The following is a 12154-nucleotide window of genomic DNA, read 5'->3' on the forward strand; positions in this document are numbered from 1 at the left end:
AGCACCGCAATCCGGCGCAGCCCGAGTTCCACCAGGCCGCACACGAGGTGCTCGAGACCCTGGCCTACGTGCTCGCCTCGTCCGAGAAGATCGGCACGGCCTCCCGGTTCCGCGTGCTGCCCTGGGAAGAGATCAGCGGACTGATCACCGACGCCGGCCCCGGCCACCCGGTGGTCGGGCAGCTCGCGGCGAGCGGCGTGGAGATCCTGACGGCCGGCTGACGGTCGGCTGACGGCCGCGGTCTCAGACGTCGGCCGCGTACACCTGCGTCGTGTTCGGCCGGGGCGCTGACCGGTGGCGGGCCGCCGGTCCCTCGGCGAAGGCACGCAACAGGTTCTCGGTCGTACGGGTGACGAAGGCGCGGGTGCGGGCGTCCATGCCGTGGTCGCGGCCCCCGTCGGGGGTGCCGGCCATCAGACCCTCGACCCAGCGCATGGTGCCGGTCGCGAAGACGCCCGCGCCGCCGCCGAGTGTGTAGTACGCCGAGTCGGCGTGGCTGCGCCGGCCGTTGCACACCAGGGGCGAGTGCGCGGTGATCTCCAGCGGTGCGGGGACGGGCGCGCCCGGGGTGACCCGGTCGTACTCCACGCCCACCAGATGCCCGAAGCCCTCTCCGGGGCGCACGCCGGTGCCTTCGTACAGCCAGTGGTCCGCCGCGTGGACGACGTACGGGGCGTCCGTCGGGTAGCCCTCGTACAGCACCCCGGTCAGCGACGACTCCGGGTCGGCCGCCGGGGACCGGCGGAAGTCGGTCGTCACCAGGGCCGGGTGCGACGTACGGAGAGGGTCGGCCGGGAAGGACGACTTGTAGCAGACCACCGTGCGGTCGGACCCCGTCCCCTCCTGCTCCAGGCGGATCCGGCGGAAGCAGGTGTTGGCTCCGAGGAAGGCCACGTTGGTGCCGGCGTCGCGCGCCTCGGTGACGTGCCGGCGCTGCTCGGGGGTCCAGTACTCGTCGTGGCCGAGGCAGATGACGGCGCTCGCCCCGTGCAGGACCGCCGGGTCGCGGTGTACGTCCATCCCGGTGGTGTAGGCGAGCGGGAGGCCGAGCCGTTCGGCCAGGACCACCGCCGCCCGCTCGTACACCCTGAACTTCTCCGCACCGTCCGCGTCGTAGGGCCGGTCGAAGCTGACGGCGAGCGACCGGTCGGCGTACGCGCCGGAGGGGCCCTCGTAGAGGCTGAAGCCGCCCCAGCGGTTGTACGCCTGCCAGGTGGCCGGGGCATGCATCAGCACCGTACGGCCCGCGCCCCGGGTGGAGCGCACGATCAGCGGGATGTACCGCTGGTGGCCGTCCTGCGTGTCCAGGCGCAGCAGGTAGGCGCCCTCCGGCCATCCCGTCGTGCTGAGCCCCGTCGTGCGCGGCCACTGCGCGCGGACCGTGCGGGTGTCGGACAGCAGCCGGGGTGCGGGCTGGACACGGCCCGGTATCCGCTCGGACGACCAGACCAGCCGGGCCTCGGCCCCGCCGTACCAGCCGACCCGGAAGGCCGAGACGGTGAAGGACGGCGCGGTCGTCGAGACGTACAGACCGATCTCCTCGCCCGGGGTCACGCTCACCCGGTCCGCGTACCCCATGATGGCCGTGTCGGGACCTCGCGACCGGATGCGCCAGTCGGGTGTCCCCGGACGGTTCCGTTCCGCCTCGGGCCGGTGCGAAGCTGCAGTCCGGTCCGGGTGGCGCGCGGGAGCGGACGGGGCGCACGCGGCGGTCGCGGCGAGCCCCCCGCCTGCGCACGCCTCCAGGAAGGCCCTGCGTCGCAGCCCCGGGATGTGTCCCTTCCCGTCCGGGAGGGTGTCTCGCTGGTCGGGGCCCACATCGCCTCCCGTGCGTCCGGTTCCTGCGGCACCTGCCCCCAAGGACCAAAGTTGGCACAGCAGGACAGCTCGCGCGCCCTGCCGTCGGCCGTCTCGACGGCGTACGGCAGCGTCCGCTCCCGGGGCGGACCGGCCGCGTCGGAGCCGCGTTCTCGTCGCAGAACTCGTCAGCCGACGTGCCGACGACCGTCGGCGAGCCCACCGCACACCTCGGCCACCAGGCTGTCGGCCTCGTCGAGCGCGGCGGCCAGCGTCTCGGGCGTGGTGCCGAGCGCGGCGAACAACGCGTGCGCCCGTCCGGCGAAGTCCGCTGGGGCACCGGGGAGTTCCCCCGCGGCCCGCACCGCGCCCTTCTCGTTGACCACCCAGCTCCTGGCGTGGGCGTGGAGCGCGTGGACGAGCAGACCGACCGCACGGAAGAGGCAGCCGGCAACGTAGAAAGTGTCGCCGCGGGCCGCTCCCTTGCGCGCGTTGGCCAGGACGAACGGCGCCTCCCACTGCGCGTTGCCGATGAGCGCCGCGCGCAGCGGCTCCGGGTAGCGATGTGTCTGCTCCCGCAGCATGCCGAGCTCGCCGCCAGGGTCGGCGAGGATGTGTCCCAGTGCCACCTCACCGGCGTAGGCGTGGGAGTACACCCCCAGCGGATGGCCGGGCTGGGCCCCGATCTCGAACCGGCCCGCCCGGCACTGCTGCCAGACGCGGTGCACCCGGTCCAGGTCGCGGTAGATCCAGTCGACGTGCCGTCCGTCGACGGTCAGCCAGCCGCCACCGTCCACCCATGGGCCCCACCCGCCCGGCTCGGTGACCTCCACCGGCCCGCCGGTCAGCTCGGCCGCCAGCCGACGCAGCGCGGCGGTGTCCAGCGGCGACCGGTAGTACAGACCCAGGTCGTAGTCGGAGTCGGGGTCGTGCGTACCCCTGGCCCGGCTGCCTCCCAGACACACACCCACGACGCCGCCGACCTCGGCCAGCCGGTCCGCGATCTCCACCAAGCGCTCCACGAGCCCAGTGTGCTGAGGCACCTGACCGGCCGCGACCGATTTCCCCGGCACCCGCGCCGCGCCTCGGGGACTGGAAGGCAGGCCCTTCGGGCACGTCGGCCACCCCGGCACCGGGGGTCGCATCCGGCGTGGCAGAGTGTGCGTGTGCCCACCACTGATTCCGCCCGTGCCGCCGACGAGGTCCCGCGTACCGTGAACACGGCCGACGCCTCCCCCGACCGGCCCGGTCGTCCCGTCGATCTGCGCAGCGACACCGTCACCCGGCCCGGCGAGGCGATGCGCCGGGCGATGGCCGAAGCCGAGGTGGGCGACGACGTCTTCGGTGACGACCCCACCGTCAACGCGTTGCAGGAGCGGATCGCGGGGCTGCTCGGATTCGAGTCCGCGCTGTTCGTCTCCTCGGGGACGCAGAGCAACCTCTGCGCCCTGCTGACCCACTGCGGCCGCGGCGACGAGTACATCGCCGGCCAGATGGCCCACATGTACCGGTGGGAGGGCGGTGGCGCCGCCGTGCTCGGCGGCATTCAGCCCCAGCCGCTGCCGCATCGGGCGGACGGGACGCTGGACCCGCTGGACATCGCGGCGGCCGTGAAGCCGGACGACCCCCACTTCGCGCGCACGCGGCTGCTCTGCCTGGAGAACACCATCGGCGGCCGCGCCGTGTCGACGGACTTCCTGAAGACCGCCACGCAGCTCGCCCGCGACCACCGGCTGGCCACGCACCTGGACGGGGCGCGGCTGTTCAACGCGGCGGTGGCCGCCGGAGGCGACCCGTACGAGCAGGCCCGGCTGATCGCCGGCCACTTCGACAGCGTCTCGGTCTGCTTCAGCAAGGGCCTGGGCGCGCCGGTCGGCTCGGCGCTCCTGGGTTCGAGGGAGTTCGTGGCCGAGGCCCGGCGCTGGCGCAAGGTCCTGGGTGGCGGGATGCGGCAGGCCGGCGTGCTGGCGGCCGCGGCCCTGTACGCGCTCGACCACCATGTCACGCGGCTCGCGGACGACCACGCGCACGCCGCGCTGTTCGCCGAGGGCCTGAGGGACGTCCAGGGTCTGACCGTGGAGCCCAGCGGGACCAACATGGTCTTCGCGAAGTCCGCCCCCGGCCTCGACACCGACGAGCTGCGCGAACGGCTTGCGCGCCGCGGGCTGTTGTGCGCGGGATACCCGGGCCAGCTGCGCTTCGTGTTCCACCTGGACGTGACGCGCGCCGACGCGGAGTACGCGGTGCGGATCGTGCGGGAGACGCTCGACGAGCTCGCAACGGGCTGATCCCGTAGGGACGTGGGCCGGTACGTCCGTCCGTTCCGTCAGTCCACCGGCCAGGTGTGGACCGGCGCGTTGAGGTGCATGTAGTCGATGTACTGATGCGTCATGCGGCGCAGCGCCTCGTGACGGCCGCAGTGCTCCGACGCCTCGTAGCGGTGCAGCATCTCCTTCTGCCAGACGGCGCCGTTGCGCGCGGTGACGCACCGCTGCTCGATGATGCCGAGCAGCGGTTCGCGCCAGGCCGCGTCCATGCCCGAGCGCTCCAGGCCCTGGTGCGCCAGCGGCAGCAGCCTGCGCAGGGCGAGTTCGGGCGCCGGCACCTCGCCCGTTCCGGGCCAGTAGAGCCGGGCGTCGATGCCGTGCCGTGCCGCGGCGTGCAGGTTGTCCTCGGCGGCGGAGAAGGACATCCGCGACCACACCGGCCGGTCCTCGTCCACCAGGGCGCGGGTGAGGCCGTAGTAGAAGGCACCGTTGGCGAGGGTGTCGGCGACCGTCGGGCCCGCGGGCAGCACGCGGTTCTCCACCCTCAGGTGCGGCCTGCCCCGGGAGACGGCGTAGACCGGACGGTTCCATCGGTAGATCGTGCCGTTGTGCAGGGCGAGTTCGGCCAGGTCCGGGGTGTCCCCGCGATCCAGCGTCTGCTGGGGGTCCTGGTCCTCGCACAGGGGCAGCAGCGCCGGAAAGTAGCGGAGGTTCTCCTCGAAGAGATCGAAGACGCTGTTGATCCAGCGCTCCCCGAACCAGACCCGGGGCCGTACTCCCTGTGCCTTGATCTCCAGCGGGCGGGTGTCCGTCGCCTGCTCGAAGAGCGGGATACGGGTCTCGTGCGCCAGCTCCTTGCCGAACAGAAAGGGCGAGTTGGCCGCCAGCGCGACCTGGACTCCGGCGATCGCCTGCGCCGCGTTCCAGTAGTCGGCGAACTCCTCCGGCGGCACCTGGAGATGGAACTGCGTGCTCGTGCAAGCGGCTTCCGGCGTGATGGTCTCCGCATAGGTCCGCAGCCGGTCGACACCGTCCAGCTCGATGAGCAGATCCTCGCCGCGCGCCGCGAAGACCTGCTCGTTGATCAGCCGGTAGCGGGCGTTCTCCGACAGGGCGTCCGGTCCGACGTCCGCCTCCCGCAGGGTCGGGAGGATACCGACCATGATCAGCTGGACGCCGATCGTCCTGGCGCGCTGGTCCGCGTGGTTCAGCGCGGCACGGATCTCCTCCTCCCAGGCATCGGGGCCGCCCGCGGTCAGCCGCCGGGGCGGAATGTTGATCTCCAGATTGAACCGGCCCAGCTCGGTGTCCCAGGCGGGATCCCCGATCGCGTCGAGCACGTCCGCGTTGCGCATCGCCGGCTCGGCCGCGGAGTCGGTCAGGTTCAGCTCGATCTCCAGCCCCACCTGAGGCCACTCCGCGTCGAACCGTGACTCCCGAAGCATCTGTGCGAAGACGTCGAGACATTCCTGCATCTTGATCCGGTACCGGCGACGGTCCTCGCGGGTGAAGACCTGCGCCGGAACGTCGCGTCCCATCGGCCCTCCCGGTGGCCCCACGGCTGCCTCTCCCCTACAGCGTCGCACCACGCGACGGGTCTGACCATGCGGGACGAAGCCGCAGACCGGGGCCGGGGACGGCACCGTCGCCGCCGCGGCCCGGTCAGGCGGCGACCCGGGCGACCAGCCCGTAGTCCAGTTCCTCGCCGTCGACGAGCAGCGCCTCGACGGTGCGGGTCTCGGGGTCGATGTCGGCCACGATCCCCTGCCCCGAGTAGCGGGGGTACCCGGAGGCGCCCGTCTCGCCCGTCGCCTCGACGAGTGCCGACCTCACGGCCGAGTCCTCCGCGCCGACGCCGCCTCCGTTCGCGATGTGCGCGGGGACCAGCAGGACGGTGAAGCGCTGCGGTTGTGTAGTCATGCTCCGGAATCTAATCGTCCGTCCCGCTCCGTCCGGGAAGGACGCACGGCGGGGCTGCGAAAGAGACGGCCGCCTCCGCGTCGGCGTCCACTGCCCCGTTCCTGCCCGCCGGGTCAGCTGAAGGTGCGCCGGTAGGTCTGCGGGCTGACGCCGGTGGTGCGTTTGAAGCGGTCGCGGAAGGTGGTGGGCGAGCCGAAGCCGACCTAGCCGCCGATGCGTTCGACGGAGTGCTCCGTGGTTTCCAGGAGGTGCTGTGCCTGGCGGATCCGGGCTCGGTGCAGCCACTGGAGCGGGGTGGTGCCGGTCTGCTCGCGAAAGCGCCGGATCAGGGTCCGGGTGCTGGTCCCGGCTCGCTCGGCGATGTCGGTCAGAGTGAGGTCGCGGGCCAGGTTCTCCCGCAGCCAGGCGAGCAGCACGTCCAGCTCCGATCCCTGTGGCTCGGGGGCGTGGTCGTGGACGATGAACTGTGCCTGTCCACCCTCCCGTTCGAGGGGCATCACCGAGAGCCGGGCGGCGTCGGCGGCCACGGCCGAGCCGTAGTCACGGCGGATCATGTGCAGGCACAGGTCCAGGCCCGCGGCCGCGCCGGCCGAGGTGAGGAACTGGCCGTTGTCGACGTAGAGCACGTCCGCGTCGACGTCGAGGTCCGGGTGGGTGGCGGCCAGGAGGTCGGCCGCGAGCCAGTGGGTCGTGACCCGCAGCCCGTCGAGGAGCCCGGTGGCGGCGAGGGGGAAGGTGCCCGCGCAGATGGAGGCGATCCGCGTGCCGTCGGCCGCGGCCGACCGCAGCGCGTCGCGCACGGCGGCGGACAGCGGAGCGGTGACGTCGGCGACGCCCGGCACGATGACGGTGTCGGCGCCCTGGAGGCCCTCCAGCCCCCAGGGGGCGCGCAGGGCGAAGGTCCCGGCGTCGATCTCGTCGCGCTCGGCGCACACCCGGACCCGGTAGCCGGGGCGCCCGTCGGGCAGGCGGGTGCGGGAGAAGACCTCGATCGGGGTGGCCAGGTCGAACGGGATCACCTGGTCCAGCGCGAGGACGGCGACGGTGTGCATGGCTGGAACTTACCTCATCAACGGTTCGGCGATGCTCGCCCGCCATCCGGGGATCCTCGTATCACAGCAGGTCCGAGCCTCTGAGTGCAGATCTGAATGCCGTTGGCATTATTCCGTTGAACTCTGTCAATACTGCCACTGGGCGATCAAGGCGGCGGCCTGTTGACTTCGGGGTGTCCGATGGAGACCACCCCCAAAGGAACGTCCATGCACATCCAGGTTGTCCTGTACGACGGCTTCGACCCGCTCGATGCCATCGCCCCCTACGAGGTGCTGTACGCCGGCGGCTCGGCGTCGGACGGCGCGGTGACCGTCGAGCTGGTCTCCGCGGAAGGCCCTCGTGAAGTCATCAGCGGGACCGGTGGACTGACGCTGCGCGCCACCGGCACCCTCGACCCGAGGCGCGCGGACATGCTTCTGTTCCCCGGCGCCTCCGGCCGCGTGGGCGAACCCGGTGAGGTCCCGGCGGAAGAGGTGGGCACCGGCCAGCGGCGGCAGGACGAGTCCATCCCGGTGCTGCTGGGCCGCACGCTGGACACCGGGCTCCCCGCGCTACTGAAGCAGGCGATGGACGACCCGGACGTCACGGTCGCCACCGTCTGCGGCGGCTCGCTCGTCCTGGCCCTGGCGGGCCTGCTGGAGGGGCGTCACGCCACCACCCACCACCTGGGCCTGGACCTGCTGGACGCCACCGGCGCCCACGCGGTCCGCGCCCGCATCGTCGACGACGGCGACCTCATCACCGGCGCCGGTGTCACCTCCGGGCTCGACCTCGGTCTGTACCTGCTGGAACGCGAGGTGGGCCCCCGCGTCGCGCACGCCGTCGAGGAACTCTTCTCCCACAAGCGGCGCGGCACCGTCTGGCGGGCCCAGGGCCCGACACCGACCCCCTTCTGAGCCCTCGGCCCGCGCCGGTCGGCCGCCCACCATCCCCCTCGCACAGTCAGGAAGAACATCAGCATGTCCGTCGAAGGCACCTGGAACCTGTCCGTCTCCACCCCCATCGGCAAGATCAGGGCCGTGGTCCAACTCCGTGAGCAGGACGGTCTCCTGACCGGCGTCGCCCGCGGAGCCGACGAGGAAGTACCCCTCGACGACATCACCCTCGACGGCGACCGGCTCACCTGGAAGCAGGCCGTCACCAAGCCCATGCGGCTGAACCTGGCGTTCGACGTGACGGTCGACGGAGACACCCTCCAGGGCACCTCCAGGGCCGGCCGCCTCCCGACCTCGAAGGTCACCGGCGAACGCCGCACCGGACCCGAACGCCGGCCGTGACCGAACGCCGGGGCTCCCCGCTTCCTCCCGCGGCTTCGTCACGGATGTCGCCGACGCTGGTACTTGCCTGGGTCGGCGGGACTTGACCGCTGCGACTGCGCGCTGCGGGAATTCCTGCTCCACGAGCGGGATCAGGTTCCGGCGGAGAAGCCCCTGGGGGTACGCCTCCAGGGCATCCTGGTCGCGGAGCACCCCGTCCAGCGAGCGCCGCCGCCGTGACTCCCAGTTCCCGTCCCGTGGGCGCACGGGTACCCCGAACCGACGGATGGCGACGCCGCGTTCGAAAGCGTTCATCTCCGGGCGGGACGGCCCGTGCACAGCCTGCGCCCGCCATGCTCGCCCGGCCGGGGAATAGCCTTGAACCTCCAGTGACTGGAGACGGCAGAGTGCGGGACATGAACGCGACGACCCTCTACCCGATCGGGGAGCTTTCCCGCCGGACCGGCCTGTCCGTGCGGACCATCCGGTTCTACGCCGATTCCGGGGTCGTCGCGCCGACCACCCGAAGTCCCGCCGGCCATCGGCTCTACGACCTCGACGCACTGGTCCGTCTGGAACTCGTCCGCACCCTGCGGGAGTTGGGCCTGGACCTGCCCACGATTCGACGGGTACTGGACCGCGAGGTGTCGATGGCGGAAGTCGCCGCGGCGCACGCGGAGGCCATGGACGTCCAGATCCGGACGCTGCTCCTGCGTCGGAGCGTGCTGCAGGTCGTGGCCGGACGGGGGTCCAGTCCCGAGGAGACCCAACTCATGCACAGACTCACCCAGTTGTCCGGCGAGGAACGCCGGCGTCTGATCGACGATTTCGTGGCGGGCACTTTCGGCACGGAGGATGCCGACCCCGCCGCGGTGGCCCTGGTTCGCGCCGCCACTCCCGACCTCCCCGGTGATGCGACCGACGAGCAGGTCGCCGCATGGGTGGAGCTCGCCGAGCTGGTCGGCGACGCGGATTTCCGTGCCCGGATGCGCCGGACGGCCCTGTTCCAGGCCGCGGGACGCACGCTCGGCATCGAGCGCGCCGTCGGCGAGGAACTGATGAGGTTCACCCGTCAACAGGTCACCGAGGCCATGGAGTCGGGCATGGACCCGCTCGGCGAGCGGGCCGCCCCGGTCGTCGACGACCTCGTGCGCCGCTTCGCCGAGGTGTTCGCGCGCACCCCCGACCCGGAATTCCGGGACTGGATGGCGCGCGAGTTGGAAGAGGCGCATGATCCCGTGGTGGACCGCTACTGGCGGCTGGTGTGGATCGTCAACGGCTGGCAGGTGGTTCCGCATCTGCTCCCGGTGTATCCCTGGCTCGTCCAGGCCCTGCGCGGCAAGGCCGCGATCGCCTGAACATCCCTACGCAGAACACGACTTCGATGATCTGACGGGTCGCCACGAATGGTCGTGAACTCCACGAAGCTCCGATACCGGCCGGTAAGTCGTTCAAGCCGATATAAGCTCCGGCTGCACTTGTTCACCTCACTCGGGGGATCCCTTGCGCACGCGTCTTGCCGCTTCAGCGGTCACCATCGCCCTCGCGGGCGTCTTCTTCAGCGCACCGGCCGCATCGGCGGCGACGGCACTGCCGTCCACCAACACGGCCCACCGCTGCGTCCACCACACCACCGGACAGTGCGGCTGGACACATCACCAGAAGCCGAGGGACAAGTACGAGACGGCGAAGTGCAAGGACGCCTCCGTCTCGTACTCGCGGCACTCCCAGGGCACCTGCTCGCATCACCGCGGCGTCCGGTACTGGTTCAAGTAGACCCATCACCGAGCGGATGCGCCGCCCGCCACCCACGGCAGGCGGCGCATCCGTCCGTCGCGTGGCCGTCACCCGGTGAACGCGCCCTGCTGCCGGCTGCCCCCGGACCGGGCGCCCGGCCCCGTCCCGACAGCGAGATTCCCTGAGAGGAACGACATGCCGTTCCGTTGCGCCGTACTCGACGACTTCCAGAACGTGGCGACCGCGTACGCCGACTGGACGGCGCTGGGCGACCGCGTGGAGGTCGTCTCCTTCACGGAGCACTTCACCGGCGAGGACGACCTCTCCGCAGCCCTCGCCGACTTCGACTGCGCGATCACCCTGCGCGAGCGAGTGCCGTTTCCGGCCACCCTGCTCGACCGACTGCCCCGCCTGAAGTTGCTGATCGCCTCCGGCATGCGCAACTCGGTGATCGACTACGCGGCGGCCAAGGCCAACGGCGTCACCGTGTGCGGCACCGAGAGTTCCTCCACCCCGCCGCTCGAACTCACCTGGGCCCTGCTCCTCGGGCTCGCCCGCGGCCTGGTCCAGGAGAACAACGCCCTGCGCGAGGGTGGCCCCTGGCAGTCCACCGTCGGGGCCGACCTGGCCGGGCGCACCCTCGGGCTGCTCGGCCTGGGCCGGATCGGCAGCCGGGTGGCCCAGGTCGGGCTCGCCTTCGGCATGGACGTCACCGCCTGGAGTCAGCACCTCACCGCGGAGCGCGCCGAAGCGGCCGGCGTACGCCTCGCCCGTTCCAAGGAAGAACTGCTCGCGGGCAGCGACTTCGTGTCCGTGCACCTCGCGCTGAGCGACCGTACCCGCGGCCTGCTCGGGGCCGCCGAACTCGCCCTGCTCCGGCCGACCGCCTATCTGGTCAACACCTCCCGGGCCGCGATCGTCGACCAGGACGCGCTGCTGGCCGTGCTGCGCGAGGGCCGTATCGCGGGCGCGGGCGTCGACGTCTTCGACGTCGAACCGCTGCCCGCCGACCACCCGATGCGCACCGCGCCGCGCCTGCTCGCCACCCCGCACCTGGGCTATGTGTCCCGCGCCAACTACGAGCGCTACTACGGACAGGCGGTGGAGAACATCCGGGCCTACCTCGACGACGCCCCGGTCCGGGTCCTCGGCTGACGTGCCGTCCCGCCCCGCGTCGCGGTCGCAGTCGTGGTCTCACGCGGCGGAGCTGTCGGCCTCCATGGTCATGCGGGCCACATGGAGTGCCAGGTAGGAGACCTCGTCCTCGCTCAGCCGACGCCCCAGACGCAGCTCGACGATCGTCGCGAGCCGCTCCGCGGTGCGCGTCGCTTCCGGGTAGTACTGGCGGATGCCCTTGCCGATCGTGGACTCCTGGCCGGTCAGCTGCTGGCGCTGCTGGATCCGTACGAAGAGGTAGCGCACGTGGGTGACGAACCGCGCCACGTTCATCGACTCGTGGGAGATGTCCAGCCCGTACCGCTCCCGTACGACGGCGAGCATCTGCTGGATGACCCCGGTCATCGTGTACGTGAACGACAGGTCGCCCGAGACGAACCCCGCGTTGACCAGGTGCAGGGCGAGCGCGACCGCCTCGGAGGCGCCCAGTTCCGGCGCCACGCGCTTGTTGATGGCCCGCAGCAGGCGCTGTGCCTGGGCGTACTCGGCGGCGTACAGGGTCTGGACCTCGGCGCGCAGCGGGTAGTCGATGACGGTACCCTGCCTGGCTCGTTCCAGCGCGCCGGCGACGTGGTCGGCGACGGCGATGGCGAGGGTGGGGCGGGTGGACTCGCGTCCCTCGATGCCGACTTCTTCCAGGGCGCTCACGACGGCCTGGAGGACTTCCTCGCTGATGAGGGCGAGCGCCTCGCCCAGCCGGTCGGCGTCGTGGTCGTGGCCGTGGCCGTCGGTGGGGACGAAGACGCGCTCGATCAGCGCGGAGTCGACGGGCTTGCCCTGGTGGGAGCTGAAGCCGATGCCACGCCCGGTGAGGATGACCGGCTGGCCCTTCTCGTCGCTCGCGAGCACCACGTTGTTGTTGAGCACACGCAGAGCCTTCACCGCAGGCCCTCCCTTCTGTCCGTGTCCATCCTCTCCCGAACCGAAGCGGCGCGCGCACGCCTCCCA

11 protein-coding genes and 2 pseudogenes are annotated in these 12154 nt (G+C 71.7%); 7 read left to right on the forward strand and 6 right to left on the reverse strand.

Annotation, left to right across the window (positions count from 1 at the left end):
- A pseudogene (locus ABT085_RS35980) lies at positions 1-221 on the forward strand (hypothetical protein); the annotation flags it as partial.
- A gap of 22 nt (positions 222-243) precedes the next feature.
- Here ABT085_RS35980 and ABT085_RS35985 read toward each other — a convergent pair.
- Together ABT085_RS35985 and ABT085_RS35990 are read right to left on the reverse strand one after the other, a co-directional pair.
- On the reverse strand, positions 244-1818 hold the full coding sequence (locus ABT085_RS35985; protein ID WP_502982881.1) for a N,N-dimethylformamidase beta subunit family domain-containing protein: 1575 nt from the start codon (positions 1816-1818) through the stop codon (positions 244-246).
- Between the two features lie 167 nt (positions 1819-1985).
- Positions 1986-2810 carry a nucleotidyltransferase domain-containing protein gene (locus ABT085_RS35990; RefSeq protein ID WP_502982882.1) on the reverse strand — a complete coding sequence of 275 codons (825 nt, stop codon included), beginning with the start codon at positions 2808-2810 and terminating at the stop codon, positions 1986-1988.
- Between the two features lie 153 nt (positions 2811-2963).
- Here ABT085_RS35990 and ltaE point away from each other — a divergent pair, with 153 nt between their 5' ends.
- Positions 2964-4085, forward strand: a complete 1122-nt coding sequence (gene ltaE / locus ABT085_RS35995) for a low-specificity L-threonine aldolase (RefSeq protein WP_351617841.1) — start codon at positions 2964-2966, stop codon at positions 4083-4085.
- Positions 4086-4123: 38 nt separating this feature from the next.
- On the opposite strand, the gene ABT085_RS36000 is transcribed toward ltaE, so the two are convergent.
- From ABT085_RS36000 to ABT085_RS36010, 3 genes and pseudogenes are all read right to left on the reverse strand, one after another.
- The gene (locus ABT085_RS36000; RefSeq protein ID WP_351617844.1) at positions 4124-5602 is read right to left on the reverse strand and encodes a glutamate-cysteine ligase family protein; all 1479 of its coding nucleotides are present in this window, start codon (positions 5600-5602) and stop codon (positions 4124-4126) included.
- A 124-nt stretch (positions 5603-5726) separates the two neighbouring features.
- Positions 5727-5984: a hypothetical protein gene (locus tag ABT085_RS36005; protein ID WP_351617847.1), complete on the reverse strand. Its 258-nt coding sequence runs from the start codon at positions 5982-5984 to the stop codon at positions 5727-5729.
- Between the two features lie 113 nt (positions 5985-6097).
- A pseudogene (locus ABT085_RS36010) lies at positions 6098-7036 on the reverse strand (GlxA family transcriptional regulator).
- Positions 7037-7243: 207 nt separating this feature from the next.
- Between ABT085_RS36010 and ABT085_RS36015 the strand changes: the two are divergent.
- The 5 genes from ABT085_RS36015 to ABT085_RS36035 all read left to right on the forward strand — a co-directional run bounded on the left by ABT085_RS36015 (position 7244) and on the right by ABT085_RS36035 (position 11185).
- Entirely contained in the window at positions 7244-7933 is a 690-nt protein-coding gene (locus ABT085_RS36015) for a DJ-1/PfpI family protein (protein WP_351617849.1), read from the forward strand.
- 63 nt (positions 7934-7996) lie between these two features.
- A complete protein-coding gene (locus tag ABT085_RS36020) occupies positions 7997-8314 on the forward strand; it encodes a hypothetical protein (RefSeq protein WP_351617852.1) in 318 nt (105 codons plus the stop codon).
- Between the two features lie 395 nt (positions 8315-8709).
- The gene (locus ABT085_RS36025; protein ID WP_351617855.1) at positions 8710-9651 is read left to right on the forward strand and encodes a MerR family transcriptional regulator; all 942 of its coding nucleotides are present in this window, start codon (positions 8710-8712) and stop codon (positions 9649-9651) included.
- A gap of 145 nt (positions 9652-9796) precedes the next feature.
- The gene (locus ABT085_RS36030) at positions 9797-10069 is read left to right on the forward strand and encodes a DUF3761 domain-containing protein (RefSeq protein WP_351617858.1); all 273 of its coding nucleotides are present in this window, start codon (positions 9797-9799) and stop codon (positions 10067-10069) included.
- A 156-nt stretch (positions 10070-10225) separates the two neighbouring features.
- Positions 10226-11185, forward strand: coding sequence for a D-2-hydroxyacid dehydrogenase family protein (locus tag ABT085_RS36035; RefSeq protein ID WP_351617860.1), 960 nt, complete (start codon positions 10226-10228; stop codon positions 11183-11185).
- A 39-nt stretch (positions 11186-11224) separates the two neighbouring features.
- Here ABT085_RS36035 and ABT085_RS36040 read toward each other — a convergent pair whose 3' ends face one another.
- Positions 11225-12088, reverse strand: coding sequence for a PRD domain-containing protein (locus ABT085_RS36040; RefSeq protein WP_351617867.1), 864 nt, complete (start codon positions 12086-12088; stop codon positions 11225-11227).
- Between the last annotated feature and the right edge of the window lie 66 nt (positions 12089-12154).

It is taken from the genome of Streptomyces sp. NPDC002265 (genome assembly GCF_040296125.1).
Classification (GTDB): Bacteria; Actinomycetota; Actinomycetes; order Streptomycetales; family Streptomycetaceae; genus Streptomyces.